This is a genomic window from Methylosinus sp. DMC45, from assembly GCF_056313885.1.
Window position 1 is genome coordinate 137,605 of sequence record NZ_JBQUZK010000033.1, and the last position, 26,639, is coordinate 164,243.

Consider the following 26,639-nt stretch of genomic DNA (forward strand, 5'->3'; position numbering starts at 1 on the left):
TCGCAGGCCACATCCCTCGCTTGCAAAAAATCGAGGCGTCCCGAGAGGGACGCCTCTTTTTTCGTTCAGCCGCCCGGAGTCGGCTGGGCTTGCTCGCCCGCGGGCGGCGCCTTTGACTGCTCCGCCGAGACGGGGTTGGCGGGAGCCGCAGGGGCGGGCGGCGGCGCGGCCGGCGTCGCCGGAACAATGGTCTGAGGCGCCGGCGCCGCCTGCTGATGGCCGACGGCGGCAGGTTCTGGCGCGGTCGCATGCGACGGCTCGGGAGCGGCTTGGACCGGCGCGGCGGGGGCGGCGGCTGGCGCAGGGGCGGGCGCCGGAGCTGCGCCTTGCGGCGGGGTCGGCCCCGATTGCTGCTGCGCGGGCGCCTTGCGCTCGGCGGCCGGCTTCACGGAATGGGGAGCCGTCGGACGAAGCTGCGGGGCGGCGGCGCGCGTCGGCGGCTTGGTCGCCTCGGAGGGCGACGAATGGGATGGGCGCTGCGTCTCGGCGTTCTCCGGCCGGACTGCGGCCACGCCATTGGGCGCATGGGCGCGCGAAGGCGCCTCCGCGCGTCGCGCCGGACGACGGGGCTCGGCGCCGAGGCCGGGCACGACCAGAGGGTCTTCCGCGGCGCCGGCGCGCGGCGCGTCATAGGGTTCCGGCCCCGGCGGTCCGCGATAGGCGGCGGGCGGCGCTTCGACGAAGCCCGGTCCGACTTCCTCCGGCCCGATGCGCCAGGAGCGCAAAATCTCGCCCTCATAGGGGTCGATCAAAAAGCGCCGATAATGGCCGCGGCGGTCGACGCCCGTCGCCACCACCTGATCGCCGCGCCGGCCGAGCCCGCCGACGAGACGAAAGCCTTCCTCGCCCAAAATGCCGGCGATCGCGCGAGGCGTGGCGTTGGGCGCGGGCTCCGGGATCGGCTGGTGAAAGGCGTAGCCGAACGGACGAAAGAAGAAATCCGCCGCGGCCGGCGTCGGCGCCGCCATCGGCGCGAGGCTCGCCATCGCGAGCAAGAGCTTCGGCCGCAGTCTCGATAGCGTCATGAACCGCTCCACATCCATCTCATCGTCTGGTCCCGTCTCGATTGTCGAGCTTGGGCGACCATTGCGGCGAGCTTTGGACGCAAGCGGCGCGCGCCGGCGACGGAATGCGCCGGGAATTCGGTTTTGTAGCGGCAGATTGCTTGTGCGGGGGACGCAAATCTGGCAACAATATTTCCCGCCGATATGTCAGCCTTGCTGACCATTCTGCGCCAATGACGCTCGCGCCACCCTGCGAGCGACGCTATGATTTCGACGACCAAGGACGGGGGAGCGGGCGCGGCGATCGGGCCGGGCGGCCCCCGGACTCGCCCGGGAGACGCCGCCATGACCGCGATCGACGCCAGAGACCCCCTCCTGCCGCAGGCTCAGGGCCTCTACGATCCGTCCAAGGAGCACGACTCCTGCGGCGTCGGCTTCGTCGCCAATCTGCACAACGCCAAGAGCCATGAGATCGTCGAGATGGGTCTGCAGATCCTGCTCAATCTCGATCATCGCGGCGCCGTGGGCGCGGACCCCAAGCTCGGCGACGGCTGCGGCATTCTGGTGCAGATTCCGCACCAGTTCTTCAAGGAAGAATGCGCGAAGCTCGGCTTCGCCTTGCCCGAGCCCGGCCATTACGCCATCGGCCAGTTCTTCCTTTCGCGCGATGACGCCGAGCGCGCCAAGGCGAAGGAATTCATCGAGGCCGCCGCCGCCGCCCAGGGCCTCGTCGTGCTCGGCTGGCGCGACACGCCAGTCGATTCGAGCGACCTCGGCGCGGCGGTGAAGGCGGTCGAGCCGGTGCATGGCCAGGTCTTCATCGGGCGCGGCCCCACCGTGACCGACGACGTCGATTTCGATCGCCGCCTCTATCTCGCGCGCAAGACCGCCTCCAATGAAATCTATGCGCGGGGGCCGGCGGCGCGCGAGCATTATTCGGTTTCCGTGTCCTCGCAGACCATCGTCTACAAAGGCATGGTGCTGGTCTCGCAGCTCGGCGAATATTTCCTCGATCTGAAAGACCCGCGCTTCGTCAGCGCCCTGGCGCTGGTGCATCAGCGCTTCGCCACCAACACATTCCCGTCCTGGCGCCTCGCGCATCCTTACCGCTTCGTCGCGCATAATGGCGAGATCAACACGCTGCGCGGCAATCTCAACTGGATGGCCGCGCGTCAGGCCTCCGTCGCCTCGCCGCTGTTCGGCAATGACATCGAAAAACTGTGGCCGATCTCCTATGAAGGTCAGTCGGACACCGCCTGCTTCGACAATGCGCTCGAGTTTCTCGTGCAGGGCGGCTATTCGCTCGCTCATGCGGTGATGATGCTGATCCCGGAGGCTTGGTCCGGCAATCCGCTGATGGATAGCGACCGCAAGGCCTTCTACGAATATCACGCCGCGCTGATGGAGCCCTGGGACGGTCCCGCCGCCATGGCCTTCACCGACGGCCGCCAGATCGGCGCGACGCTGGACCGCAACGGCCTGCGCCCGGCGCGCTATCTCGTGACCGAGGACGGGCTCGTCGTCATGGCCTCGGAGATGGGCGTGCTGCCGATCCCGCAAGACAAGATCGTGCAGAAGTGGCGTCTGCAGCCGGGCAAGATGCTGCTCGTCGATCTCGAGCAGGGACGCATCGTCTCCGACGACGAGATCAAGAAAGAGCTCGCCTCCTCGCATCCCTATAAGCAATGGCTCGAGCGCACGCAGATCGTGCTCGAGGATTTGAAGCCCGTCGAGCCGCGCGCTTCGCGCGCCGATGTGTCATTGCTCGATCGCCAGCAGGCCTTCGGCTATTCGCAGGAGGAGCTCGATCTTCTGCTCTTCCCCATGGCCGTCACCGGCCAGGAGGCGGTCGGCTCCATGGGCACGGATACGCCGATCTCGGCGCTCTCCGACAAGCCGAAGCTGATCTACACCTATTTCAAGCAGAACTTCGCGCAAGTCACCAATCCGCCGATCGATCCGATCCGCGAGGAATTGGTGATGAGCCTCGTCTCCTTCATCGGCCCGCGTCCGAACATTCTCGATCACGAGGGCTCGGCGAAGCGCAAGCGGCTCGAGGTGCGCCAGCCCATCCTCACCAATGAGGATCTCGAGAAGATCCGCTGCATCGGCCATATCGAGGACAGCTTCGACACCAAGACGCTGGACATCACCTATGACGCCGCGACCGGCGCCGCCGGCCTGCGCGAGGCGCTGAACCGGCTCGGCGAGCGCGCCGAGAAGGCGGTGAACGGCGGCTATAACATCATCATCCTCTCCGACCGCATGGTGGGGCCGGATCGCATTCCGATTCCGGCGCTGCTCGCCACGGCGGCCGTGCATCATCACCTCATTCGCCGCGGATTGCGCACCTCGGTCGGTCTCGTGCTCGAGACGGGCGAGGCGCGCGAGGTGCATCATTTCGCTCTGCTCGCCGGCTATGGCGCGGAGGCGATCAATCCTTATCTCGCCTTCGAGACGCTCGAGGCTTCGACCGCGGAATTCCCCTCCGACGTCGATGGGCCGACGGCGATCAAGCGCTTCATCAAGGCGGTTGACAAGGGTCTGCTGAAGGTCATGTCCAAGATGGGCATCTCGACCTATCAATCCTATTGCGGCGGGCAGATTTTCGACGCCGTGGGCCTCGCGCAGAGCTTCATCGACGAATTCTTCCGCGGCACCACGACGCGCGTCGAGGGCGTCGGCCTCGACGAGATCGCAGCCGAGACAGTGCGCCGTCACAAGGACGCTTTCGGCGACGTCGCCATCTATCGCGACGCGCTGGATGTCGGCGGCGATTACGCCTTCCGCATTCGCGGCGAGGCGCATAGCTGGACGCCGCATACGGTGTCGCTGCTGCAGCATGCCGTGCGCGCCAATGCGCAGGACAAATATCGCGCCTTCGCGCAGCATTTGAACGAGCAGGACGACAAGCTGCTCAATCTGCGCGGCCTGTTCCGCGTCAAGACGGCGGAGGAGGATGGTCGCGCGCCCGTTCCGCTCGACGAGGTCGAGCCGGCGAGCGAGATCGTCAAGCGCTTCTCCACCGGCGCCATGTCCTTCGGCTCCATCTCCCGCGAGGCGCATACGACTCTCGCCATTGCGATGAACCGCATCGGCGGCAAGTCCAACACGGGCGAAGGCGGCGAGGAGCCGGAGCGCTTCAAGCCGCTGCCCAATGGCGACAGCGCGCGCTCGGCGATCAAGCAGGTCGCTTCTGGACGTTTCGGCGTGACGGCGGAATATCTCGTCAATTCCGACATGATCCAGATCAAAATGGCGCAGGGCGCAAAGCCCGGCGAAGGCGGACAATTGCCCGGCGACAAGGTCGATGCGGTGATCGCCAAGGTGCGCCATTCGACGCCGGGCGTCGGCCTCATCTCGCCGCCGCCGCATCACGACATTTATTCGATCGAGGATTTGGCGCAGCTGATCTTCGATCTGAAGAATGTGAATCCGCGCGCCGACGTGTCGGTGAAGCTCGTCTCCGAGGTCGGCGTCGGCACGGTCGCCGCCGGCGTCTCCAAGGGCCGCGCCGATCATGTGACCATCTCCGGCTATGATGGCGGGACGGGCGCCTCGCCGCTCACCTCCATCAAGCACGCCGGCAGCCCGTGGGAAATCGGCCTCGCCGAGACGCATCAGACTCTGGTGCTGAACAATCTGCGCGCGCGCATCGCCGTGCAGGTGGACGGCGGCCTGCGCACGGGCCGCGACGTCATCGTCGGCGCTCTGCTCGGCGCGGACGAATTCGGCTTCGCGACGGCGCCGCTGATCGCGGCGGGCTGCGTGATGATGCGCAAATGTCATCTCAACACTTGCCCCGTGGGCGTCGCGACGCAGGACCCTGTGCTGCGCAAGCGCTTCGTCGGCCAGCCCGAGCATGTCATCAATTTCTTCTTCTTCGTCGCCGAGGAAGTGCGCGAGCTGATGGCGCAAATGGGCTATCGCCGCTTCGACGAGCTGATCGGCCAGATGCAGATGCTCGACAAGGAGAAGGCGCTCGCCCATTGGAAGGCGAAGGGACTCGACTTCTCCAAGCTGTTCCACAAGCCTGCGGGCGAGGGCGCTGCGATCCGTCACAGCCTCACGCAGGATCACGGCCTCGACAAGGTGCTCGACAACAAGCTCATCGAGGCGGCGCGCGCCTCGATCGACCGCGGCGCGAAGACCTCCATCGAGACGGCGATCCGCAATGTCGATCGCTCGACCGGCGCCATGCTGTCGGGCGAGGTCGCGCGCGTCTATGGGCTCGCCGGCCTGCCGGAGGACACGATCGACATTCGCGCCTCGGGCACGGCGGGGCAGAGCTTCGGCGCCTTTCTCGCGCGCGGCGTGACGCTGCGTCTCGAGGGCGAGGCGAATGATTATGTCGGCAAGGGACTCTCGGGCGGCAAGGTGATCGTCTATCCCTCGCGCGAGGCCAAGCAGATCGTGCCGGAGAAGTCGATCATCGTCGGCAACACCGTGCTCTATGGCGCCGTGGGGGGCGAGGCCTATCTGCGCGGCGTCGCCGGCGAGCGTTTCGCCGTGCGCAACTCCGGCGCCTATGCGGTCGTCGAGGGCGTCGGCGACCACGGCTGCGAATATATGACCGGCGGCGTCGTCGTCGTGCTCGGCCCGACGGGTCGCAATTTCGCGGCCGGCATGTCGGGCGGCGTGGCCTATGTGCTGGATGAGGACGGCGGCTTCGCCGAGCGCTGCAATCTGTCGATGGTCGATCTCGAGCCGGTGCGCGACGAGGAGACCGCGATGACGCAGGCCTATCATCAGAGCGGCGATCTCGAGCAGCATGGCCGCGTCGATGTGATGAGCGACATGACGCGCTTCGACGCCGAGCGTCTGAAGCATCTCATCTCCAATCATTTGCGCTACACGGGCTCGACGCGCGCGCGCGCCATCCTCGACGATTGGGAGGGCTATAAGCCGAAGTTCCGCAAGGTGATGCCGGTGGAATATCGCCGCGCGCTCACCGAGCTTCTGGCGCGCAGCCAGAGCGGCGAGAAGCTGAAAGCGGCCGGCGAGTGAGGCGGACGCGCCGGCGTCACGCCGCCGGCGCTTCGACTCTTATGTGAAGGACTTCCGGCGGCGCTCCGAAGCGCACCGGAAGCGCCGTGCATCCCAATCCGCCGGAGACGATGAGATGCTTGTCGTCCTCGACGATATGTCCATGGACATAGCGATTGCCGTAGAGCGACGGCACGATCGGCGCCCAGCCGAATATCCGCACCTGGCCGCCATGCGTATGGCCGCAGAGCGTCAGCGCGACGCGTTCCGGCACGCGCGGAAAAACGTCCGGCTCATGCGCCAATAGGATCACTGGATCGTCGGTCGTCACCTCGGCGAGCGTCCCCGGTAGATCGTCCAGCCCATTCCATTTGCGCCGCCCGGCGGGTATCGCGAATTGGTCGGCCAGTCCCGCGAGCCAGAAGGGGCGAGCGCCGCCGGTCAGACGCACCGCCGCATTCTCATAGACCGGAATCCCATTGTCCTCGAGCGCGGCGCGGGCGGCCGTCTCGTAGCGTCCGCGATGCTGCGCGGTTTCGTCGTCCCACATGTCGTGATTGCCGAGAATCGCATGGACGCCGAGCGGCGCTCTGAGCCGAGACAGCGCCCGCGCCCATTGCGGCGCCGGAATCGGCGTCGCGAAACGATGCAGCCCGGCGACATAATCGCCGAGCAGCACGATGACGTCGGGCCGCAGCGCATTCATGCGATCGACGATCGCGTCTATGCGCTCGAGCGACATCCATGGCTCGCAGGCGTGCAGATCGGAGAGCGCCGCGATCTCGAGCGCGAATCCCTTCGGCCAGACGCGCGGCGCAATGTGATAGCGGGCGACGCGCGGCTCCATCAGCGGCTCATAGCCGAAGGCGTAGGCCGCTCCCGCGAAAGCGGAAGCCGCCCCGGCGATCGCGCCTCTCAGAAAGGCGCGCCGAGTCAGCATGAGCATTGCAATTCCCTCATGAGCAGTTGCGCGACATTGAAGCCGATGAATGCGTCGGTTTCGAGTCGCGCCGCTCTGGCGCCGATCGGCTCACCGCGCAGGGAAGGGGCCTTCGTCCAGGAAATAGCCCTGAGCTCGCGCCGAGCGCTGCGGAACAGGGTCGACGGCAGTATAGGCTCCGGGCCGATAGGCGCGATCATAGGGATTGCCCGCATGCGGATAATAGGCCGACCGCACATGAGGAGTGGGAGCGATGTCGCCCGCGCGATAGCGAATGGGCTGTCGCCATTGCGTCGCCTCCTCTTCCGTGGCCACGCGGTAGCGTTGGGGCGCGACGGAGGCGCGGGCGTAATCCTCATGCGGATAATAGGTCGGCTCGGCATAGGCGAGGGGAGCGACTTCGTCGCCGCGATGGCGAATGGGTCGCCGCCATTGCGTCACATCTTCCGTTGGGACGCGATAGCGCTGCGGCGCGACGACGGCGCCGGCGTAATCCTCTTGCGGATTATAGGCCGGCTCCGCATAGGGGACGGCAGCCGCCTCCGTGGCGCGATAGCGAATGGGCTGCGGCCATTGCGTGGCTTCTTCTGCGGCGACCCGGTAGCGACGTGGCGCGATGGCGGCGCGGGCGTCGCTCGGCTCCTCCTCGCGCCAATGGCGCGCCTGACGCGCGACCGGATGAAACGGCCGAAAATTCGCGGTCGCCCGCGGCGCGAAATCATTGGGGCCGAGCCCGCGAATGACGACCGGTTCGCGCGCGCCGGCGTAGGAGGACGCGGGAACGCCCGCGAGCGCGGCCAGCAGGGCCGCAGACAGAATCGTCGCACTGATACGCATAATCGACGCCTTTCGTCTCGAAGCGGAGCGCGACGGGATGGAAATATGCGCCGACGTCTCAAATCGGCGCAGCTTCCCGTCGCGCGCCTCATCGGAGCAAGGCGCGTTCCCAATTCATTAACCTTGGCGTGTCAGCCGAGCTTGGCTTTCAGCGCATGGCTCGCGAGCGTCTTGCCGAGCGACCACACCGCCCCCGGCGCGTGATGCGCGTCGGCGATGACCTTGTCGAAGGAGCGCTCGATCCAATCGCAATCGAAATCGTCGATGGTGAGCGGCGGCAGCAGCTTGATCGTGTGATTGCCATGGCCGGCGACCTGCGTCAGCACCTTGTGCTGCTCGAACAAAGGTATGCTGATGAGCTGGCAGAAGAGGCCGGAGTTGACGGTCTCCAGCAGGTTCCATGCGGCTTTCAGCTTCAGCGAACGCGGCTCGCCGAACTCGATTCCGATCATCAGGCCTTTGCCGCGAACATCGGCGACGAGCTCGTAGCGCTCCGCCATGGCGCGGAAGGACGCGAGCAGGCGCTCGCCTCTGGCGGCGGAATTCTCGACGAGCTTCTCGCTCTCCATGACCTCGAGAGTGGCGAGGCCGGCGGCCATTGCGAGATCATTCTTGCCGAAGGTGGAGCCATGCACGACCGCGCGATCCATGCGGTCGAACATTTTGTCGAAAATCCATTTGCGCGTCAGCACGGCGCCGACCGGCACATGGCCGCCCGAAAGCGCCTTGGCGACGAGCAGGAGATCGGGCTCGACGCCATAATGCTCCACGGCGAAAAATTTTCCCGTGCGGCCGAGGCCGGTCTGAATCTCATCGGCGACGAACAGCGTCCCATATTTGCGGCAGAGCGCCGCAGCCTGCGCGAGATAGTCCTGCGCCGGCATGTTCACGCCCTTGCCCTGAATGGGCTCGACGAAAAAGGCGGCGACGTCGCGATGGCGCAGCGCCTCCTCGAGCGCGGCGAGATCGTCGAAGGGAATCTCACGCGTATCGGGGAGCAGCGGGCCGAAGCCCTTCTTGAAAATCTCGTCGCCATTGAGCGACAGCGCGCCATAGGTGAGGCCGTGGAAGGAATGCGCGCAATGGAGAATGCCCGGGCGGCCCGTCGCCGCGCGCGAAAATTTGATCGCCGCCTCGACCGCCTCCGTGCCCGAATTGGCGAAAAAAACTTTCTCCATATAAGGCGCGAAGCCGAGCAGCCGTTCTGCGAGCAGCCCCGCGGGCACCGATACGTCGAGCTGCACGAGATTGGGAAGCTCGGCGCCCAGCACGCTCATCAGCGCCTCGCGCAGCGCGGGATGATTGCGGCCGATCGCGAACACGCCCCAGCCGCTCAGGAGGTCGAGATAGCGCGCGCCGGCGCGATCATAGAGATATTGGCCGGCGCCGCGCACGAATCCGACGTCATAGCCGATCGTTTTCAGCACGCGCACCCACATCTCGTTGAGATGCTGCGAGTGCAATGCGAAACGCTCGTTCTCCCGTTCCGTATAGAGCGAGGCGAGATCGAAGTTCGGGGCGCCGTCACGCTGCGCCAATTCACGATCGTCTCGCGGTGTGGTGAAGCTCATTCGTTCGAAGTCCGTGCTTTCAAGGGCTGCGTGCGATCTTCTCGCGGGAATTGCGGGCCGTCGGCTGCGCCACCGATCGGCGGCGACGCACTATGTCGCGGCTTCGCGACGGCCGCAACATACGGACGAGCATATTGCTTCGCGCCGCTCTGTCCAGCGTCGCGCGCGCCGCGAGGGGCCGAGCCGCGCGCAAATGTGACGAAAGGACGCTCTGGCGCCCAATCACGCCGCTTTCATGGCGAAGATCGAAGCGGAAACATGCGCGCGAGGGACCCGAAAAAGCGGCGATCGCGCATTGGCGACGCTCGTACGGTATTTCGCGTAACCCGCGCCGAGGTCGCGGAACGCCAAGCATTTTCGGGCTTTGTATCCACAGCGAAGGCGCACGAGACAAAAAAGTCGGTTGGAGGAAAGCGTGGCGATGATATCTTAACCACAGTGATTCACGGGCGAGCGTCGCGATTCGAGTCTTCGAAGGCGAGCGGAGCGCATTCGTTCCGAATCGGCAGGGGGAGTTGGTCTGTTGGGCGCAAAAATTTCATTCCAGAATGAGTTGAGCGCGTCGACCATCAATGTCGAAAACGGTGAAGCCGGGCTCGATCTCGTCGAAGTGTCTGGAACCATCAAATGGTTCGACGTTTCGAAGGGATACGGATTCGTCGTTCCCGATGATGGCGGCGCGGATATTCTCTTGCATGTGACGATCCTACGTCGTTCCGGGTTCCAGTCCGCCTATGAGGGCGCGCGCGTCGTCTGCGAGGCGCAGAAGCGCGTGAAGGGCATGCAGGTGTTTCGCGTCATCGGCATGGACGAGTCGACGGCCGTTCACCCCTCGCAGAACGGCGCCGCCCGCACCCATGCCCAAGTGACGCCGTCGAGCGGCTATGAGATCGCCATCGTCAAATGGTTCAACCGGGTAAAAGGCTTCGGCTTCCTGACCCGCGGCGAGGGCACCGACGATATCTTCCTGCATATGGAGACGGTTCGCCGCTATGGACTCGCCGAGCTGAAGCCCGGCGACAGCGTTCTGGTGCGCTATGGCGACGGCCCCAAGGGCCTCATGGCGACCGAGGTGCGGCCGCTCGAATCGGCGCTGCCGGCTTCCCATTAGGGCCGAGCGACAGGCGCGTTTCCGGGCCGCTTTTTATTTCCCGACCGCAATGGCAGAATGGCCGTCGAAGCGCTGGCGTTTCGACGATGTCGCGATGCGCTCGGCGGTTTGGATGCGGCGAGGGTGAACATGTCGGGTGAGGTGTCGCGGAGCGTATTCGGCGTCATGGCCGCGTTTTTCGTCCTGATCTTTTGCGCGGCCGTTCCCGGCCACGCGAAGGAGCCGGGCGCATCGCCGCCGCCCGCGGTCAAAATGGCCATAGAGCCGATAGAGATCGTCACCACCTCCGGCGCGCATCGGCTGCGCGTCGAGGTGGCGCGCACGCCCGACCAGCGCGAGAGAGGCCTGATGTTCCGAACCTCGCTCCCCGCGGACGGCGGCATGCTGTTCGACTTCCACGAGGAGCGGCCGGTCGCCATGTGGATGAAGAACACGCCGCTGTCGCTCGACATGGTCTTCGTCTCACGCGCCGGCAAGGTCGTCTCCCTGGCGCTCGCCGCGGAGCCCTATTCGGAGCGCGTCATCTCTTCCGGCGGGCCGGCGCTCGCGGTCATCGAGCTGGCCGCCGGCGCGGCGCAGCGCCTGTCGATCGCGGTCGGCGACACGGTCAAACATCCGATTTTCGAGAGGTAGCGCGGTCGGCGCGCGCGCTCGCGCTTGTGAGCGACGCGCCCTCGTGCTAGCGAGGCGTTCGGCGGAAATGGGCTCCGCGGCCTATACGCGAGACGGGGTATGGCGCAGCCTGGTAGCGCGGAAGTTTTGGGTACTTCAGGTCGCAGGTTCGAATCCTGCTGCCCCGACCATTGGCGCGGAGCCCCGCCACAGCGCCGATTTTTCGTTTCCGGCCGGCTCACGAGCCGGCTTTCGCCGAGGCCGATATGACCGCACGCATTCACCGCCCGTCCCCCAGCGCGACGCAATCCGGTCCCGGGCCGGCCAAGCCCTGGGTCCTCGAATATGAGAACGAGACCCCGCGCGAGCTCGATCCGCTGATGGGGTGGACCGGCACGTCGGACGCCAAGGCGCAGATCAGGCTTCGCTTCGCCACCAAGGAAGAGGCGATCGCCTATGCCGAGCGCAAGGCGCTCGTCTATCGCGTCGAGGAGCCCAAGCCCGGCGCCCCTTCGCGCCGAATCCTGTCCTATGCCGATAATTTCAAGACGCAGCGCGTCGGCCAGTGGACGCACTGACGGCCGCCGTCATGACCCCGTAGCTCAGCCGGATAGAGCAACCGCCTTCTAAGCGGTAGGTCGCAGGTTCGAATCCTGCCGGGGTCGCCAAGAAAAGCAAGCAGTGCGGTCGACGGCCGCCGGATCATTGCGAGAGGGAAGAGCGCCTCGACGACAGCGCCCGAGACGCCGCCGACCGAACATGCTAATTTGCGAGCGCCGACTCCGTAGCTCAGCTGGATAGAGCAACTGCCTTCGAAGCAGTAGGTCGTAGGTTCGAATCCTACCGGGGTCGCCATAAAATCAGTATCTTAGAACGAATTTGAGGGTAACGACGTCGCTCTATTTGGCTCCGGGTAGCTACCAGGGTAACAGCGAGGCGAAAGATACAGGAAGAGTGATTCCTGATTCCGGGTTGGTTCGGTTCCGGCCAGGGCAACGAAATTCATTGCTGGTAGCGAGGCGGCCTTTATGGGCGATAACGATTTGATCCCGATCAGCGACGAGCAAGCGAAGCTCGCCAGAGCGATCGTGGAGGCCGGAAAAGACTCGTTCGGCTACCTCGCAGACGTTCTCGGAGAGCTTCCAAAGGACTTAGTTGGGCTACTTGTCGGCGATCGCGTGAAGGTCGCGCGCGCCGAGCGCCTTGCCAGACTTTTCGAAGATGCAAAGAAGCGGCTCGAAGAGCGTGGCGTTCCCGATCCGGAGCCACCGCCACTCAAACTAGCGTTGCCGATTTTGGCCGCCGCCGCCGATGAAACCCGCGATCAGCTGAGAAACCTATGGGCTAGATTGCTCGCGTCGACGATGGATCCACATCGACAGGGCTCGTTCCGCCAATCTTTTATAGCGATCGTAAAGGAGATGGATCCCTTTGACGCTCTCGTCTTCCAAGCGATCGTTGAGCGTGGAACAAAGCCGTGGCCTCAAAATGGAGTAGTAGAAATCGCACGACAACTCGGAGTTGAGCAAGAAGAGTCCCAGGTCTCTATTGATAACCTGACGCGACTGAATCTAATATTTGTGCCGGTTGGTGCACCTTATACGAATCCAATGTTAATGCCGCTCGGCAAATTGCTTGCGGTGGCCTTGGCAGAGTGACAGATTAACCGTCCCTCTATAGAGCGTCCAAAGAAAAACGCCCCGCGCTTACATCCGGCGTCGGGGCGTTTCGCTGTTGCGTCGGTTCCGGGAAACCTTCGGCTTGCTCATAGATTAGGCGGCTCGGATATGTGATGCAAGAGCGGGCGCCGCGCTCACAAATAGCCGGGCGATCGCCTTCATCAACGCAGCGACCGTGGCCTCTCCAGCGATGCGCGCAATCTTGGCCTCGTCGAACTGCGGAGCGCGCTGGCCACGCCGCCACGCCATGAACACGCGGATGAGCATTTCGCGCACGGCCGGCGCCAGCTCCGTATCCGAGCGAATGGCGATGAGAAGGGCCTGCGGCTCGTTCAGCCAATATTCCTCGACCTCGACGGTCTTTGCGCGGCCCTTGGGCATGGCGACAGTGACGAGCGCGCCACGGTGGCGCGCACATCCGTATCGTTGAAGTTCCTCGAGGTTGCGCTCGATCAGCTTGCGGATATCGCGCGGCCGCTCAAACCCGAGCCGTTCCGCGATATCGAGATCGCGGGCGCGGGCCTCGCCCTTCCGCGGATCCCTCGAAAATACCCATTCGCTAATTCGCGGTTTTGCGCGCGAACCACCTGTGCCGATGCGGGCTCCCTTTCGCGCCATGGAATTTTACCCCCTATGCCCCCCGGCGCCACGGCGTCGCGGCAGCGGAGCACGAGCGCATAGAGGCCGGATTCGGAGACGATCAGCAGTTCCTGTGTCTCTCCGGGGGGCGGGATTGAGCCCCGACCCTTTTCATCATCATCGAGCTTCCCGAGAGCGTCGCGGCTGTTCGGCAGAACCGGGCCATTGCGCACAGGAGAAGCCGTGAGTGTATTTTGCCGACGTTGACGGCAACTCGCCGCCGTCCGAACCTCTTATGCGACGCTTGGCGCAAAGCATGGGGGCTCGAGTGACGGTCTTAGAGCGGGTGCGAGATTTTGTCGTCGCTCGGGCGCCAATGGCCGCATGTGACGACTGTATCGCTGACAACCTCGGCCTCAGTGTCAGGCAACACGCCAACCACAAAACGCGAGAATTAGAAAAACTGCCAGGGTTCGACCGCCGTGTGCAGACTTGCTCGATCTGCAAGAACGAGAAGAAGGCAATTCGATACGCCCAACCGGTCCTAAGGGCATGCAACACACCGGCTCGAAGGCCCGCCGAGGCGTCGTCACCGGAGGTCACGCCGCGGCCCGCACGGGAGGCGGCGCGAGGGACGGGAAACGCCAGCCTCCTCGGCCGTCTATGGGCGGCGATTTTCCCTTAGTCGCGCGCCACCATTCCGCCCACGGGCCCCAGTCGCGCGAGCCGGCTTCGATCCATACTCCCAGCAGCTCGGCCGCAGTCCCGCCTGCAGGCTTCGGGAGGCCGCTGGCACGCCAGCGCTCTTCGGTCAGCCAACGCGCCGCCGAGACGACGAATCGGCGCTCGCGGTCAGCCGTCGAGACGCCATAGGCCCGGGCGCCGGCAATGATCTCGGCCGGATCGGCACCGGCGGCGAGCGCCTTGCGCCAGGCGGCGCGGGCGGGCGCTTCGGGGTTGTCGCCGTCTCGCTTGGGAAAGGCCTGCCAAAATTCCTCGAATGATCTCTCGCCGCGCGTGACGCGCGCAGAGTCTATCTCTTCCTCTTGATCTTCTTCTAACGCGTCACGCTCCACCGCCGTCACATCGCGCGGCGCGTCACAGGCCTGCCCCTGATTGCGCCGCTCGCGCCAGCGGCGCGTCCGCTCGGCGCCCGACAAGGGCTCGCGCTCGCCATCCTCGTCCGCCGGATTTTCGCGCTCTCGGTTCACGCCGTCATCTTCGGCGACGATCACCAGCGCGCCGTCCCGCTGCTCGAGAAGGCCGGCAGCGACCAGAGCCGCCAGCCGACGCTCGACGGCGGGAACGCGGGAGCCGAGCAGGAAGGCGATTCGCTCGACCGGCGGGAGCGTCGCGCCGCCGTTGCACGCGGCGACGCATCGCAGGAAGTAGAAATGCTTGAAGAGCCCGGCCGGGAGCTTCCTCAAGCGCATATCGAGGAAGTCGGCACCCTGGGCTTTGAACCATCGGGAGAAAATCACGGCTTGGGCTCCTTCAAAAGCCGCAGGGCGCGGATCAGGTCAGCGGGACGTCGGGACGTCGAGAAGATGCTCGGCCGCGCTCGCGTGAGTGGCGATCTCGTCGGCGATATCGCCCAGGGCGTCGCGGTCTCTCTGGTCAGAAAAATCGACGTCGGGCGAGCGGGTCAGCTGGAAGAGCAGACGCGCGAAATGCGATGCGCGCCGGACGTGAAACTCCATATCCTGCACGGTCACGTCGGGGTCATGAAGATCGACGGGCGGGGGAAGGGTATGCTGCATGTTTTTTCTCCTAATTCGCCGGAAAATCCGGCGGCGGCGATCGGCAAAAAAAGGGAGCGCCGATCCGCTCCATCGTCACGCGGCGCGAGGTTGGCGTCTCTTCGCGATCACCCGCGCTCGGCGCGAACGGCAGCCACGGCGCGAACCGTCTCAACGGCGAAGAAGGGGAGCGCCACCACAGCGAAGGGCGCGAGGAACAGCAATTCGGCCGCGATTTTCCAATGCATGACGAAAATTCCTCGGGCAAAGCTCCGCCGATCGCCGGAAACTGCTCCCCGGCGGCGGTTGCTCAGGCGAATGGCCTGTGATACTTTCAGTATCGATTAGGAGGCCGGCGCTTGTCAATACGAAAAGTATCAATTCGTCAGGTGAAGGCAGCGCGCTCGATGCTCGCATGGTCGCAGTCCGACCTCGCGGCGGCGTCCGAGGTTTCCGAGCCGACCATCAAACGCCTCGAGTCCCAGGACGGTGAACTGGGCGGCCGCGCCGATACCGCGGCGAAAATCATCGCCGCCCTTGAGGCCGCTGGCGTGATCTTCGTCGACGAGAACGGGGAAGGGCCGGGCGTGAGGCTGCGGAAGAGGTAAGAGTAAGCGCGACATTTGCGTAGGCCGATGCAAAGGAAACCCAGCACCTTGTCTATGGATCGCCTAAAAATGAATTGTTTCCAAGAAGCGAATTTAAGCCCGCATCTGAGGAGAGTCTTTGTCGAATCTTTTCGGCAACATCAGGACCAGTGATGCCTTTTACAACACGAATTACCTCGTCGAGGATCGCCTGCTTTTGAGTCGGAAGCGCCTTTACGGCTTTATTTATCTCATCTGCGTCAATTATTCTGTCTATTCTATCTACTCTGTGACAAGTTGAGGACGACTGCATCAATCTATAGGCGTCCTCGATCTCTTTCAGCTTCTTATCATCAACCCAAATAGCTATATCAGAAATTATATTCTTTATCTTATTATTAACAAAATCAACCGGCCAATCCTGAGTGCCAACGCGTGAGTATTGTTGCCCAACAAGCCAGCCGAGTTTTGATTGAAAATTATCATTTAACTGCAATATTTTTGCATCCAGGCAGGTTTTGTAATGCACATTAGCCTTGATGGCAATCGATAGACCCAATACTGCAATGCAATTGCATTCAATTGGAGCGCTTTCTTCATCAAGGAAGAAATACCCCGTCTCGTTATTATTGATAAGTCTCTGTAAAAACTCCCGCGCTTTTTGTTTGTTTTTATTTGCAACCACCGGCAAAGCAGCGCGAACATTTTTTGACGACAATCCGGAAACATACCTGTCCAATAACCAGTCGAGCGATCGGACCGGGGCAAGAGAAATGTATGGAGCCTTACAATGCCCCTCGCGCGGAACAAGGTCACAGCTTTGCGTTAAAATCATAAAATATAGATTCTTACTGCCTGCGTAGAAGTGTGGATGAACGTCTTTAAGAAGCGCGTTGAGGGCGTCCGTTCGCTCAAGAACGTCGCCCTGCATTAGCTCAGTCTTGTCTAAGCCTTCGAGGTTATAAGTGATATGCATATTACACGCCGGGAAATCGCTAAAATTTTCCTGTCCGCCCAACGATCGTTTTGCCCTTCAGCTCATTATTCATGCGCCGAATGAGCAGCTTTCGTTCAACCGAGGACGGATCCACTCTGACGACCCAAGCCCCTCTACCGGGCGCCGCTTTGGCCTGAACGAAAACATAATCGTCGCTGCCGTGCCCCAACGTATCCGTCGAACACCGCATTCGAGGGACGTCGCGCCACTCGTTCCACTCCCCTATTGACATTGCGGTCACGGGCTTTGTGTCCCCCTTTGTACTCATGCGCATTCCCCATAGATCTTGTTTATAATGGCTTTCGCAAACCGCAGATTTGCTGCCATTCTTGAGTAACCATCGCCACCACTTAATATTTTTAATACGTCATCTATGTTATTAACGGGGTGATGGAAATTGAATTTAACAGATAGTGTATTTGCATCAAGGCTTCTACCAATGTTGACGACAATATTACCACTTTGCTTCGAGAGGCTTGTGTTAAGAGAAGTCACAGCAGGCCTCCAGTCATTGTCGATCGCCTCAACGATATCCTGACGAGCCAGTGTAAATGTTTCTAAATACTCGATTTTGGGAGAGGTGTCACGGAATTCAAAATTATGTCCGACTCCAGTGACCGGGGTATGTTTTAAAATGCTAACCATTCGGGAAACCGAGTCTTCAGCCAGTTCTAGCTTCTCGTCCGTTGGTTGTGCAGGCGTGACCACCAGTGCGTCTGGCCGGATCATGAACGAAAAGTCGCCTTCTAGCTGGAAGCGGGGAAATTCAAAAATCCCTCCAATTCCCGCGGGAAAAAAGGCTTGAACGCGACCGCTCTCCGGTTTCTGCAAACCAAACTTTAATACCCAGTCAGGGGTGAGAATTGCAGGATTCCAAGCCCCTGCGACGACAAGGGATGTTTCTTCCGGAACGAGGAACATCGGCCAATCCGAATTTGAGCATAGACTCATGAGCAGTCCAGGGTGATAGACCCACAAGCCGCCGCCATCAAGGCACTCGGCCCTTTTGTGAGGCTGACAAAGCGATAGATGTAGTGCGCCAAGACAATCAGCCAGCGCGTCGAGAGAGGTGCGACCAATGGCCTTTAGGTCGCGGCCGAGCACTTTGCCGCGCGCGACCGTCAGGGATTATCCACGCATGTTATGCACACGGCGCGCCACGTTCTCCGGTTCGCCACGATCTGCGGCTCGAGCGATTTTGGTAGCACGACGCGCGCCGCCGGCTGTCCACACGCGCAATTGCGGTTCTGACGCAGAAACTGGCCGATGGCGCGACGCAGCTCGACCTGATCGAAGCGCCACTTTTCTCGACTTTCTACGATCGACGGTCGAGCGCCGTTATCTCTACAGGGCATGGGATCGCCTCGCTTTTTTCGGGTGTTTTGGAGAAATTTCTGAAATTTCCTGGCGGCCGAAAAAATCTCCGCGTGAGATCCCTGCCGATGCGCGGCCCCTAAAGGGTCAGGGAAATTTACCCCCGCCGCGCCTACCGCTAGGCTCGGAAGGCTTCAGGGCCCAGACGCTCGACGTAGCGATGTGCCTCGTGGTCGAGCGCCAGGGCGAAGGTGCGCAAGGCATCTTTTGTCATTTCGTTGCCGACCAGGGGGGAAATGTCGGAACACACGGCGTTCACGACGCTTCGCGCCGCCTCGATCGTCATCCCGCCTTCAACAAAGCCGGCCATCGCAGCCCGGCAAAAATGCGCGAGTTCTGCGGTCATGATTGCCTCAACTTTTCGAGGCGACTCGCAAGCGGGCAATCGAATAGCGCTTCGATCTGTGCTCGTTGGTTTGATGACATGCCGGCCACAGTGCAGCGAGCCAAGAGTTCACTACGCGACGCATCGACGCACGCGAGGAATTCTCTTTTGTCCAAATCTCTACCTCCAGCACCGATCAGATATTTTGCCATGTGCGCGGCGCCTCGCTTTTTTGCCTCGGTCGCGAACTCGTCGAAGAGAGACGACGACACGTCGGCGCGGAAAGCGGGCCTGATGGCTCTCCCTGCGACAAGGGCGTTGGGGTCGCACGGAACGGCCACGAGCGAAATTTCTAGGAGTTCGACGCGGACAAAATCCAGCGCGCCATATCCGCGATCTCGCGCGGGCTTGCTTTCGATCGGAAGCCAGGAAATGCTACATGCGCTCTGAAATGCGCCAGAATACAGCGCGAACAGCTCTCTTCCGGCTTCAGTATCGGCGAAGTCGACGGCGCCGAGAAGTTTGCCATCGCGCGTTTCAGACAGATCGACAGCACGGCCGACAGCGCGCTTCGTGACGTCGTGCGCTTCCAGAATGACCGGGTTGCGCTTGAATGACGCGAGGCCATCCGTTCCCTTGCCGCGCCAGTTGGCGATAAAGGCGCCCGCGCGAATGACGTGATTGTCTCTCGCGACGTCGGACGTCGAGAAGACGAAGGGAAGCCGTCCGCAGCTGCCAGCCGGCGCGGGTTCGGCGGAGCCCGACGCGCTCTTCTGCGCTTGGCCAGACGCGAGCCGCTGGTAGATCGTCTTCGTCATTTTCGGATTTCCTGCTTTGCCGCGTCGAGCGCCGCATCGAGCGCCACTGAAAACTCTTCGAGAGCCTGCTCAAAAAGCCTCTCGCCTTTGTCCGGGCGCGAGCTGTCATAGACCATCGTCGTGAACGACGGCGACGGCAATGCATTGCGGCCAGCGTCATAGACGAGGCGGAGATTCTCGTCAGAATCGAGACCGTCGAAGACGAGAGACTGCAACGCAGATATGATCCGATCGACGAAGACGACACACGCTTTTCGCGCCGGGCCACTCGTTAGCTCTTGGGTTGCGGACTTGCGATTGACATCAATGACCCGTTGCTCCCGCGCCAGAGGCGTCTTGCCAGCAGCCTGTGCGAGCGCTCTCAGCTCGTCGACAAATTCGGAGAGCAACGGATTGGCGAGCTCCATGAGGCGATCGTTGATGCGGCCGATCTCATCGCCCGTCCGCCTTTGAAATTTGCTGCGCTCCCAGTAAGCGGTTTTGGCGTGACGCCGAGCTTCCTCGAGCTGTTCGGCGACGAGGCGAAACTTCTCTTCTGCGTCATGCTGCGCGGCCTCGAGCTTCGGAAACTCCGTCGCGAATTCGACATCGATCTCGCTGCGCCGCGCGATCAAGTTTTTCACTTCCGCGGCGCGCTCGCGTTCGCGGCGTTTGATGATCGCCTTGCCTTCGGGGCCATCTTTGAGCGCCGCAAGAACATCAGCATCTGTAATTTGTTTCGACATCCGAAAATCTCCTTCAGCACAGAGAACGCCACGAGCTGACGGAAATGAAAACGGCCTATTTCATTTCCCTGGGTCTACCCGGCAATTCAGTATGTTGCGAATCTGCTTGACGCTTGTCGGAGGGTCGAATTCACAAATCTTGTCGAGCAATTGATCCTCGGCTCTGGCCGCCACGCGAGCGGATCGATCCCGCAGCGCGGCGCGACGTGCGATCTTGGTTGCGATCTCCGTGGCCGAATAGCCGAAACCTGCCAGAGCCCTGATGGCTTCGTCTCGTAATTCTCGACGTTCCTGGTTCCACCAGGCGCCGCGGCCGACACCTGCAAGCGAGAGCGCATTTTCGAGCGTCTCACCGTAAGGAGCGAGACGCTCGTAATTTTCCAGCGCGCCAGCGAACCATTTGCTTTCGCGATCTGACACGCCGAGGCGTTCTCGCAATCGTCGGAGAATTCGCATTGCGTCGAGCGGCGTCGCCGGAGCGTCGGAGAATTTGCACGAAGCGCCATCGTCAGAAGTGATTTTTTCAAAGGGAGCAAAATCATGATTTTTCATGGATTTTTCGCCTGTTTCGCGCTCTTTGCTGATTAAATGGGCAGCCCGAAATCAGACGGGCTTTCAAATTGACAAAAAGCACGCAATTACAATAGGATAGACCGAAGTGATTTCAAAGGATGCGAGGCCTGTTTGATTTCCTGCGGTGGGAGTCTCTGCGTGAGCCCTATGCCGGTGTGCGCTCCCCAAGCGGTTCGGGATTTTTACCCCCTACATGGTATCCACACGTCCGACTGTGAAACACCCTGCCGGCGCTGCAGCCGCCCCAAAGGCGGCGCGCATGAGCGCCATGGGGGGTATGGGGGGGGACCACCGCACACCGCCGCAGGACCGCCGCATCCCCGTGAAACGCGGGTTTCCAAGGACCGCCGCAGACCGCCGCAAAGAACCGCCGCGGAACCGCCGCAAGCGATTGTTTTCAAGAGTGCAAGGTCGTGCGGCGGTTGCCAAAATCGAGGAACCGCCGCAGACCGCCGCAGAACCGCCGCACACCGCCGCGCCGTTGTGGTTAGTACCAATCATCGGCACATCCGAGTGTTCGGCTGACGATGGTGCCGAGCCTTTTCATTTCATCGTCCGAGTATGCGGCGACGGCGATTTGTTTTCCGGTCCAAGCTGGGTTCGAGACGTAGTTGCAAAGATCGGCGCGAGCGTTGCGAAGGAAGCGGGCGAAAACGGGAATTTTCGCCGCCTCCATGACGAAGCGATTTCGATTCACGCCGTAGCAAATCTCGACGGTTAGAATGATGTCTAGAATGTCTTCTATGGTAGGACTCTCCCTGCCGGGATGCACAGCGTTCCAATAGCAAAATCGATCATCTCCGAACTCTCTTCGTACTCGCTCCCATAGCGCGGGTTGCCCATTTTCGATGATGAATGCGTCCCCGACAGGCTCGTCGAAATTTGCGCGACGAGTCACCCAGAACCAATGTTGCGACATGCTGCAGACTCCGTTTTTAAGTGCGAATGATCTTGAAGCGCTCATCGGATCGTCGTCCGTATTGTTCGTTTCGAATAGCCCGACGCGAGAAAAGACGTTCCATCGCCCTCTCGAAATCGGCCTTGTGATATCCTTGGCGCAACTCGCTCCGTGCGAACTCCTTTGGCGCATAGTTGCCGGCGTTCCTGCTCGCCGAGACGGGGCGATCTTGCAGAGCGAGAGCGTCGAGGATGGACAGGAAGACGTCTTCCACAGGCGGGCGGAATGCATTGCCGGATGGATGGTCGGGCACGAAAACGCCGTTCGAGTAGCGCATCGGAATATCGATTCCGCTTGCCGAGTAGTTGGCCTTGGCGACGCTCATAATGCGCGCATCCTTGTCGGGCATTGCGCCGTCGGGCGCATCTTCGTCGCGAAAATAGAGGCGCGACCGGAGTGTTCCTTCCCAACCAGTCGAACCGCTTTGGCCGCTTCCATCGGCAATTCCGGCACGGGAGGGATGCGCGAGAAACACCAGGGCTCCGCCGATATCGCGCGCGATCTTCCCGAGCGCGAATTGTACAAATTGCCGCACGTGAGAACGATCGTTTTCGTTGCCGGCGAAGCCGTCGGACACCGTGTCGAAGATGACAAGCTCGGCATGTTCGTCCTTTGCAAACTCTACCACCTGCTTATGCAGCGGCGTCAACTCGATCTTGCCCGTTCTGGTAAATGTCGCGAGAATGTTGTCGTCGCCGAGGCGCGAAACCATGCGCGCGTTTCGGGCATCATCATCGCCAATCTGCATGTGATCGTCGATGCGTCGCCACCGGCGCATCAGTTCGTCTTCGTCGTCCTCGCAATAGACGCCGACAGATTTGACTGGCTCGACAATGCGTCCGCACCATTCGCCGCCGATCGCTGTTGCGCCTTGAAGCTGCATAGCGAGCGTCGATTTTCCCTTTCCGGGCGGTCCATAGAGGCCAGTGACGACGCCGCACGGGACCATTCCGGGCACGACAAATTTGCGGTCGGGAATAGAGATTCCACGCCATTCTTCAGGACGAATAATTTTCAACGGCGACAATTGCGTCGCCGTCAACGCGCTCGGCGGGTGGAAAAATCCCGCCGGCTCCTCTGGCGTCGGCGCGTCATACAGCGTCGAGCCGAGAGCATCGAAGTCGTCGTCGGAGAAGCGGCGGCTCATTCCCGCTGCTCCTCTCTTGTTGCGGCGCGCAGTTCCTTCATCACAGGCACCGCGGCGCGAATTTGCGCGACGACGCTGGCGAAAAATTCGAACGCGGAAGCGTCGTCGCCCCATTCCAAGGCGGCGTTCATCGCCAGGATGTCGAGCGGCACGCGAGCGGTCATTTCAGAGATCGCGGATCTCTGCAGCATGTGAGACAATTCATCGCTTCTCGGCACGGGCTGTCGGCGAGCGCGCAGGGGAAGACTATCGCGATAGGCGCGCGCGACCTCGGCCAAAACGGGGTCCTGGCTCATGCGCGCACCCCCATCTCCGCAGCGCGCGCCATCATTGCGTTGATCCGCTTGATGGCCTCTCCGTAGATACCGAGGCACTGATTTCTGACACCGGATCGAATCCGGCCGATCATCGCGCGATCATCGTCCGATAGGTCGAGTTCTTCGATGCGGTCGAGCCATTCGAGGTGATCGTCTTCAAGGTCATCCCACTGTGGCGGCTCGGTCCCGGCCTTCACACCTCGCAAGCGCTCGCGCTCGGCGATTTCCGCCTGCTTCTCCGCCTCCTTGACTGCGGACTCTTCTTCGCGCCGGCGACGGATCGCTTCGTCGAATTCCGCTTTCTGGCGCGCGCGCTCTTCCTCGGCGGCGCGGCGCTCTTCCGTGCGCTTTCGGTCTCTTTCTTCCCACTGACGGAACCTCTCCTCCATTGCGCGAGTTTCCGCCTGTCGCTGCTCCGGCGTCTTCGTCATCCATTCGCGAACCCAGGCATCGACGTCGAAATCGTAGGAGGAGGCCCGGCGTTTCTGGTGTTCGAAACCACCGGCCCATTCGATCGCCTCTCGCGAGAATTCGATTCCGAGGTCGGCGGCGAGCTTCCCGCCGAGATGACGGCAGGCTGCGCGCTCGCCCTCCGTCGCGGCGGGGTCGTCATGTAGGGCGAGCATCTTCACCAACCGAGAGAGGCGGGGATCCGCGATCGTCATCCGGCGCCTCCCGTGATGTTGGTGATTTTCGCGAGGCCCGCGACAGCGATGAGCGCGGCCTCGGCGCGACCGTCATCCCTGACACGGGCGAAGAGACCGGCCTGGGCAGGCCAGCGTCTGATAGCCTCGGAGCGCGCCGCGTCCTTCGCGCCATCCTTGCCCGCGGGAATGCCGACAAGGCGCTTCCAGGTCGGCGGCGTGATATGCGTCGCCGGAACACCGCAGGCGCCGAGAACGCCCTCGACAACGCCGCGGCTGCGGCCGAAAGCGAACGCGCCGACTGCGCCTTCACCCGGCCGAGCGCCGACATATTCAATGAAGGCGTGTCCGGCGTGCCATTTGTAGACCAACTCGGCGAGCAACGGCGGATTGACGGCAGGCCGGCCTTTCGGCCCATCCTCGAGCGTCGGCATGTCCGCGACATCGAGAAGGTCGCCGTTCGGCGAGAGGAGCGCCAGCGCGCCCTTCACGCCGATATCGATTCCGATGAGGTTCGCCATCAATGCGCCTCCCCGAAGGCAAGAGAGGCGACCACGCGCGCCGCAGGCGGCGCGACACGAAAACCTTGATGGTCGGGAGCGGGAGAGATATTCTCGGAACCGATCAGCGCGCCAACGTGATCACAGTTCCGAGGCCGGCCCGCTCCCAAGGCGGCCGGCTTCGACGTTTTTGAGGCCATGATTCACGCGGCCTCCGTCTGCTTGCCGGCAATGCGGCGGCCGATCGTGCGGCGTCCGAAGCCGAGTTCCTTGGCGGCGTCGCCGGCATTCACCAGCTCTTCACGGCCGAGGTCCGGCTCCGGTTCGCCGGGCTTCACGACGCCGGCGGCGACCATGATGGCACGCTTGTAACGCTCGAGGTCGTGGCGGCGGAAATAGAGCCGGCCGTTGAGCCGGATGGCCTGCGGAAAGTCGGGTGGGTTAGACATTGAGTTCCTCGTCCATGTGTGACGTGACATGACGAGGATGGAGGCGGATTAGCCTCAATCAGAAGTGGAAAATGTCGGAAAGTTCGGCGACATTTTCCATATTTTATATCAATGTGTTATGCATCCTTCGCGTCAGCTCCAGGGAGGCCAATACCTCCGCCGGAGTCATGCCGCAATTCACGCGCGAGCGCATCGCGTTCTGTGATACGCGCGACGAAAGCGTCGAAACGATCTCCAACCGTCGCCTTCATCGAACACCAATACGATTTCGGCAAAGCGATTTCGCAAGCGAGAAGAAGCGAAACGATTTGCGCTCGATCGCGCGGGGCCGGCTCGCAAGCGCTCCATACGCGCTCTATAAAATCGTCGTAAGCATAATTCGGTTCTCGCTTCTGAGAGACCCTTCCCGTTCTCAGAGCCTCTTCTACAAATGTCGAAAGGAAATACATCTCAGAACCGAATCCAAATGGATCGATATCGGCAGCCCCGACATGTTCAATCAACACGCGAGCAACGTTGAGGCGGCCAGGAGGTGACTCGATTTCAGATGTGTCGAAACATTCATTATATGCCCGGCGTGCTTCTTCAAGCGCAGCAAAGAGCTTTTCGACCGGATCACGTGTATTTGTTCTACCGTTGCCACCCTTGTCCTGAACAAGAACATCTTCGCTAATATAGTGGTCGAAGGTCGCAATTATTCTCAATTCACGGTCGCTCGGCCGCTTAAAGCCATGGGCGACGAATTTACCGGCGAGCGCCTCTATTAATGCGACGTGCCTCTTATGAAATTCTGCAATGTAGTCATTGTCCGTCGAACTCGTCATCGCCGCCCCCGCTTCTTTATCGGGACGACGTTCTCCGGCGCTCGCCTAGTCACGATCGCGTCGAGTCGTCGCGCCCATGCGTCGAGCGCCGCACGCTTTTCGGTGCTGTATGAGTAGCGGTTGTAGACCGCAGCGACGCCCTTGATGGCTCCACTCTTGTGGTTAAGCACGGCCTCGACGACGTGAGGCGCAATCCCGAGCCCGGCCATGCCGCTGGCGCAAGTGCGCCGGAGGTCGTGCAGCGTCCAACGCGCCGGCGCCTTCACCTTTTCCGGGTCAGCCGAGGTGACCTGCATCGCCTCGAGAATCGCGCCGTCGAATTGATCCTTCGCCTTGCTGAAGCCGGATACGGGCGTCTTGCCGGTGGTCGTGAACACGTAGCCAGGCGCGTCCTTACCGCCTTCGATCTTGGGAACGCCCTTCAGGATCGCGACGGCGGCGTCTGAAAGCGGGATTTCATGGGCGGCACCGTTCTTCGATCGCTCCTTCGGAATCGTCCACAGCTTGCCGGCGAGGTCGACCTCGCCCCAGCACAGATGCGCAACCTCATCTCGCCGGGCACCCGTGAGGAGGAGAAGCTTCCCGATCGGGCCGAACGGCCAGCCGGCGCCGTCGAACGCGCCCCAGGTAAGCCGCAGCTCGTCATCGGACAGCACACGGTCTCGGCTCGTCTCGGCGACTGGCGCCTTCACGCGGTCGCAGGGGGAGGCCTCGATTATCCCGCGGCCGATCGCCCAGTTGCAGACGCGGCGGAAGGCCGCGAGCGTGCGGTTGGCGAGGATCGGGGCAGGGCGATCGACAATCCCGTCGAGCAGCGCGTGGAGGTCGGCGCGCGTGATATCGCCGAGGCGACGGCCGCGCCATGCCGGGACGATTTCCTTGTTCAGGATGCGCTCGACCTCCCGCCATGACGCCTCGCGCGTGTTCGGCTTCGCTTGCCGATCGATGTAGGAGACGCAAACGTTTTCGATCAGGTCGTGAGCCGGCCGGGCGGCGGCGGCTTGGCGCCGCGCCTCTTGCTTCTGTTCGCCGGGGTCTTCACCACGTGCCACGGCGACGAGGGCGGCGCTCGCCAGCTCGCGCGCGGCCTTCAGGTCGATGGCGGGATATGTCCCGAGAGTGAGCTTCCGTGGCGCCCCGAGGAAGCGATAGCGGACAGCCCAGGAGCGCGAGCCCGAGGGTTGTATTACGAGGTAAAGGCCACGGACGAGCCCGTCGGGAATTTCGCGCCGGGCCGCCTCGGGCTTGGTCTTTTCGATCGCGACGACTGTGAGAGGTCGGGCCATCTGTTTTGTTCCCGGGTATCGGCCGGGTAACGAAATCGACGTGTCTCGGGTCGTTAC

Annotated in this window: 27 protein-coding genes and 3 tRNA genes; 9 read left to right on the forward strand and 21 right to left on the reverse strand. The window is 62.2% G+C overall.

The window, feature by feature from the left end; translation table 11 throughout:
* Nucleotides 1-65 precede the first annotated feature (65 nt).
* Nucleotides 66-1,025 carry a hypothetical protein gene (locus tag ACT53T_RS07505; protein ID WP_476160743.1) on the reverse strand — a complete coding sequence of 320 codons (960 nt, stop codon included), beginning with the start codon at nt 1,023-1,025 and terminating at the stop codon, nt 66-68.
* Nucleotides 1,026-1,349: 324 nt separating this feature from the next.
* Between ACT53T_RS07505 and gltB the strand changes: the two genes are divergently transcribed.
* A complete protein-coding gene (gene gltB / locus ACT53T_RS07510; RefSeq protein ID WP_476160744.1) occupies nt 1,350-6,011 on the forward strand; it encodes a glutamate synthase large subunit in 4,662 nt (1,553 codons plus the stop codon).
* A 16-nt stretch (nt 6,012-6,027) separates the two neighbouring features.
* Here gltB and ACT53T_RS07515 read toward each other — a convergent pair whose 3' ends face one another.
* The 3 genes from ACT53T_RS07515 to ACT53T_RS07525 all read right to left on the reverse strand — a co-directional run bounded on the left by ACT53T_RS07515 (nt 6,028) and on the right by ACT53T_RS07525 (nt 9,338).
* Nucleotides 6,028-6,930, reverse strand: a complete 903-nt coding sequence (locus tag ACT53T_RS07515) for a metallophosphoesterase (protein ID WP_476160830.1) — start codon at nt 6,928-6,930, stop codon at nt 6,028-6,030.
* Nucleotides 6,931-7,020: 90 nt separating this feature from the next.
* Nucleotides 7,021-7,767 (reverse strand): hypothetical protein, encoded by a 747-nt coding sequence (locus ACT53T_RS07520; protein WP_476160745.1) that lies wholly within the window; start codon nt 7,765-7,767, stop codon nt 7,021-7,023.
* A gap of 131 nt (nt 7,768-7,898) precedes the next feature.
* Nucleotides 7,899-9,338 (reverse strand): aspartate aminotransferase family protein, encoded by a 1,440-nt coding sequence (locus ACT53T_RS07525; protein WP_476160746.1) that lies wholly within the window; start codon nt 9,336-9,338, stop codon nt 7,899-7,901.
* Nucleotides 9,339-9,891: 553 nt separating this feature from the next.
* Here ACT53T_RS07525 and ACT53T_RS07530 point away from each other — a divergent pair.
* The 7 genes from ACT53T_RS07530 to ACT53T_RS07560 all read left to right on the forward strand — a co-directional run bounded on the left by ACT53T_RS07530 (nt 9,892) and on the right by ACT53T_RS07560 (nt 12,719).
* Nucleotides 9,892-10,449 carry a cold-shock protein gene (locus ACT53T_RS07530; RefSeq protein ID WP_400767851.1) on the forward strand — a complete coding sequence of 186 codons (558 nt, stop codon included), beginning with the start codon at nt 9,892-9,894 and terminating at the stop codon, nt 10,447-10,449.
* A 165-nt stretch (nt 10,450-10,614) separates the two neighbouring features.
* Nucleotides 10,615-11,082, forward strand: a complete 468-nt coding sequence (locus ACT53T_RS07535) for a DUF192 domain-containing protein (RefSeq protein ID WP_476160747.1) — start codon at nt 10,615-10,617, stop codon at nt 11,080-11,082.
* A 93-nt stretch (nt 11,083-11,175) separates the two neighbouring features.
* Nucleotides 11,176-11,252, forward strand: a tRNA-Pro gene (locus tag ACT53T_RS07540).
* Between the two features lie 75 nt (nt 11,253-11,327).
* Nucleotides 11,328-11,639: an ETC complex I subunit gene (locus ACT53T_RS07545; RefSeq protein WP_026191305.1), complete on the forward strand. Its 312-nt coding sequence runs from the start codon at nt 11,328-11,330 to the stop codon at nt 11,637-11,639.
* A 13-nt stretch (nt 11,640-11,652) separates the two neighbouring features.
* Nucleotides 11,653-11,729, forward strand: a tRNA-Arg gene (locus ACT53T_RS07550).
* A gap of 110 nt (nt 11,730-11,839) precedes the next feature.
* Nucleotides 11,840-11,916 (forward strand) — tRNA-Arg (locus ACT53T_RS07555).
* 173 nt (nt 11,917-12,089) lie between these two features.
* On the forward strand, nt 12,090-12,719 hold the full coding sequence (locus ACT53T_RS07560; protein WP_476160748.1) for an Abi-alpha family protein: 630 nt from the start codon (nt 12,090-12,092) through the stop codon (nt 12,717-12,719).
* A 114-nt stretch (nt 12,720-12,833) separates the two neighbouring features.
* Here ACT53T_RS07560 and ACT53T_RS07565 read toward each other — a convergent pair whose 3' ends face one another.
* The 3 genes from ACT53T_RS07565 to ACT53T_RS07575 all read right to left on the reverse strand — a co-directional run bounded on the left by ACT53T_RS07565 (nt 12,834) and on the right by ACT53T_RS07575 (nt 15,079).
* Entirely contained in the window at nt 12,834-13,121 is a 288-nt protein-coding gene (locus ACT53T_RS07565; RefSeq protein WP_476160749.1) for a hypothetical protein, read from the reverse strand.
* 797 nt (nt 13,122-13,918) lie between these two features.
* Complete coding sequence (locus ACT53T_RS07570) at nt 13,919-14,800, reverse strand: hypothetical protein (protein ID WP_476160750.1); 882 nt, start codon at nt 14,798-14,800, stop codon at nt 13,919-13,921.
* 39 nt (nt 14,801-14,839) lie between these two features.
* Entirely contained in the window at nt 14,840-15,079 is a 240-nt protein-coding gene (locus ACT53T_RS07575; RefSeq protein ID WP_476160751.1) for a hypothetical protein, read from the reverse strand.
* A 338-nt stretch (nt 15,080-15,417) separates the two neighbouring features.
* On the opposite strand from ACT53T_RS07575, the gene ACT53T_RS07580 reads away from it, so the two are divergent.
* Nucleotides 15,418-15,666 (forward strand): helix-turn-helix domain-containing protein, encoded by a 249-nt coding sequence (locus ACT53T_RS07580; protein ID WP_476160752.1) that lies wholly within the window; start codon nt 15,418-15,420, stop codon nt 15,664-15,666.
* Nucleotides 15,667-15,718: 52 nt separating this feature from the next.
* Here ACT53T_RS07580 and ACT53T_RS07585 read toward each other — a convergent pair whose 3' ends face one another.
* The 14 genes from ACT53T_RS07585 to ACT53T_RS07650 all read right to left on the reverse strand — a co-directional run bounded on the left by ACT53T_RS07585 (nt 15,719) and on the right by ACT53T_RS07650 (nt 26,582).
* Entirely contained in the window at nt 15,719-16,621 is a 903-nt protein-coding gene (locus ACT53T_RS07585; RefSeq protein WP_476160753.1) for a hypothetical protein, read from the reverse strand.
* Between the two features lie 285 nt (nt 16,622-16,906).
* A complete protein-coding gene (locus ACT53T_RS07590; protein WP_476160754.1) occupies nt 16,907-17,563 on the reverse strand; it encodes a hypothetical protein in 657 nt (218 codons plus the stop codon).
* A gap of 571 nt (nt 17,564-18,134) precedes the next feature.
* Entirely contained in the window at nt 18,135-18,362 is a 228-nt protein-coding gene (locus tag ACT53T_RS07595; protein ID WP_476160755.1) for a hypothetical protein, read from the reverse strand.
* The gene (locus ACT53T_RS07600; RefSeq protein WP_476160756.1) at nt 18,359-19,159 is read right to left on the reverse strand and encodes an HK97 family phage prohead protease; all 801 of its coding nucleotides are present in this window, start codon (nt 19,157-19,159) and stop codon (nt 18,359-18,361) included. The genes ACT53T_RS07595 and ACT53T_RS07600 overlap by 4 nt, the downstream gene beginning before the upstream one ends.
* A complete protein-coding gene (locus ACT53T_RS07605) occupies nt 19,156-19,884 on the reverse strand; it encodes a hypothetical protein (RefSeq protein WP_476160757.1) in 729 nt (242 codons plus the stop codon). Before ACT53T_RS07605 ends, ACT53T_RS07600 begins: the two co-directional genes overlap by 4 nt.
* 60 nt (nt 19,885-19,944) lie before the next feature.
* Nucleotides 19,945-20,436, reverse strand: a complete 492-nt coding sequence (locus tag ACT53T_RS07610; protein ID WP_476160758.1) for a hypothetical protein — start codon at nt 20,434-20,436, stop codon at nt 19,945-19,947.
* A gap of 508 nt (nt 20,437-20,944) precedes the next feature.
* Nucleotides 20,945-21,376, reverse strand: coding sequence for a hypothetical protein (locus tag ACT53T_RS07615; protein WP_476160759.1), 432 nt, complete (start codon nt 21,374-21,376; stop codon nt 20,945-20,947).
* Between the two features lie 16 nt (nt 21,377-21,392).
* Nucleotides 21,393-22,562, reverse strand: a complete 1,170-nt coding sequence (locus ACT53T_RS07620; RefSeq protein ID WP_476160760.1) for an AAA family ATPase — start codon at nt 22,560-22,562, stop codon at nt 21,393-21,395.
* A complete protein-coding gene (locus ACT53T_RS07625) occupies nt 22,559-22,726 on the reverse strand; it encodes a hypothetical protein (protein ID WP_476160761.1) in 168 nt (55 codons plus the stop codon). Before ACT53T_RS07625 ends, ACT53T_RS07620 begins: the two co-directional genes overlap by 4 nt.
* A 128-nt stretch (nt 22,727-22,854) precedes the next feature.
* Entirely contained in the window at nt 22,855-23,544 is a 690-nt protein-coding gene (locus ACT53T_RS07630; RefSeq protein ID WP_476160762.1) for a hypothetical protein, read from the reverse strand.
* Nucleotides 23,541-24,044, reverse strand: a complete 504-nt coding sequence (locus tag ACT53T_RS07635; protein WP_476160763.1) for a hypothetical protein — start codon at nt 24,042-24,044, stop codon at nt 23,541-23,543. The genes ACT53T_RS07630 and ACT53T_RS07635 overlap by 4 nt, the downstream gene beginning before the upstream one ends.
* Nucleotides 24,045-24,226: 182 nt before the next feature.
* Nucleotides 24,227-24,472, reverse strand: a complete 246-nt coding sequence (locus tag ACT53T_RS07640) for a hypothetical protein (protein WP_476160764.1) — start codon at nt 24,470-24,472, stop codon at nt 24,227-24,229.
* 116 nt (nt 24,473-24,588) lie between these two features.
* The gene (locus tag ACT53T_RS07645; RefSeq protein WP_476160765.1) at nt 24,589-25,296 is read right to left on the reverse strand and encodes a hypothetical protein; all 708 of its coding nucleotides are present in this window, start codon (nt 25,294-25,296) and stop codon (nt 24,589-24,591) included.
* A complete protein-coding gene (locus tag ACT53T_RS07650; protein ID WP_476160766.1) occupies nt 25,293-26,582 on the reverse strand; it encodes a tyrosine-type recombinase/integrase in 1,290 nt (429 codons plus the stop codon). The genes ACT53T_RS07645 and ACT53T_RS07650 overlap by 4 nt, the downstream gene beginning before the upstream one ends.
* Nucleotides 26,583-26,639 lie beyond the last annotated feature (57 nt).

Coding starts and splice junctions, on each gene's coding strand:
- ACT53T_RS07505 (WP_476160743.1), bottom strand. CDS start 1,025: ATGACGCTATCGAGACTGCGGCCGAAGCTCTTGCTCGCGATGGCGAGC.
- gltB (WP_476160744.1), top strand. CDS start 1,350: ATGACCGCGATCGACGCCAGAGACCCCCTCCTGCCGCAGGCTCAGGGC.
- ACT53T_RS07515 (WP_476160830.1), bottom strand. CDS start 6,930: ATGCTGACTCGGCGCGCCTTTCTGAGAGGCGCGATCGCCGGGGCGGCT.
- ACT53T_RS07520 (WP_476160745.1), bottom strand. CDS start 7,767: ATGCGTATCAGTGCGACGATTCTGTCTGCGGCCCTGCTGGCCGCGCTC.
- ACT53T_RS07525 (WP_476160746.1), bottom strand. CDS start 9,338: ATGAGCTTCACCACACCGCGAGACGATCGTGAATTGGCGCAGCGTGAC.
- ACT53T_RS07535 (WP_476160747.1), top strand. CDS start 10,615: ATGGCCGCGTTTTTCGTCCTGATCTTTTGCGCGGCCGTTCCCGGCCAC.
- ACT53T_RS07545 (WP_026191305.1), top strand. CDS start 11,328: ATGACCGCACGCATTCACCGCCCGTCCCCCAGCGCGACGCAATCCGGT.
- ACT53T_RS07560 (WP_476160748.1), top strand. CDS start 12,090: ATGGGCGATAACGATTTGATCCCGATCAGCGACGAGCAAGCGAAGCTC.
- ACT53T_RS07565 (WP_476160749.1), bottom strand. CDS start 13,121: ATGCCCAAGGGCCGCGCAAAGACCGTCGAGGTCGAGGAATATTGGCTG.
- ACT53T_RS07575 (WP_476160751.1), bottom strand. CDS start 15,079: ATGCAGCATACCCTTCCCCCGCCCGTCGATCTTCATGACCCCGACGTG.
- ACT53T_RS07585 (WP_476160753.1), bottom strand. CDS start 16,621: ATGCATATCACTTATAACCTCGAAGGCTTAGACAAGACTGAGCTAATG.
- ACT53T_RS07590 (WP_476160754.1), bottom strand. CDS start 17,563: ATGTTCCTCGTTCCGGAAGAAACATCCCTTGTCGTCGCAGGGGCTTGG.
- ACT53T_RS07595 (WP_476160755.1), bottom strand. CDS start 18,362: ATGACCGCAGAACTCGCGCATTTTTGCCGGGCTGCGATGGCCGGCTTT.
- ACT53T_RS07600 (WP_476160756.1), bottom strand. CDS start 19,159: ATGACGAAGACGATCTACCAGCGGCTCGCGTCTGGCCAAGCGCAGAAG.
- ACT53T_RS07605 (WP_476160757.1), bottom strand. CDS start 19,884: ATGTCGAAACAAATTACAGATGCTGATGTTCTTGCGGCGCTCAAAGAT.
- ACT53T_RS07610 (WP_476160758.1), bottom strand. CDS start 20,436: ATGAAAAATCATGATTTTGCTCCCTTTGAAAAAATCACTTCTGACGAT.
- ACT53T_RS07615 (WP_476160759.1), bottom strand. CDS start 21,376: ATGTCGCAACATTGGTTCTGGGTGACTCGTCGCGCAAATTTCGACGAG.
- ACT53T_RS07620 (WP_476160760.1), bottom strand. CDS start 22,562: ATGAGCCGCCGCTTCTCCGACGACGACTTCGATGCTCTCGGCTCGACG.
- ACT53T_RS07625 (WP_476160761.1), bottom strand. CDS start 22,726: ATGACCGCTCGCGTGCCGCTCGACATCCTGGCGATGAACGCCGCCTTG.
- ACT53T_RS07630 (WP_476160762.1), bottom strand. CDS start 23,544: ATGACGATCGCGGATCCCCGCCTCTCTCGGTTGGTGAAGATGCTCGCC.
- ACT53T_RS07635 (WP_476160763.1), bottom strand. CDS start 24,044: ATGGCGAACCTCATCGGAATCGATATCGGCGTGAAGGGCGCGCTGGCG.
- ACT53T_RS07640 (WP_476160764.1), bottom strand. CDS start 24,472: ATGTCTAACCCACCCGACTTTCCGCAGGCCATCCGGCTCAACGGCCGG.
- ACT53T_RS07645 (WP_476160765.1), bottom strand. CDS start 25,296: ATGACGAGTTCGACGGACAATGACTACATTGCAGAATTTCATAAGAGG.
- ACT53T_RS07650 (WP_476160766.1), bottom strand. CDS start 26,582: ATGGCCCGACCTCTCACAGTCGTCGCGATCGAAAAGACCAAGCCCGAG.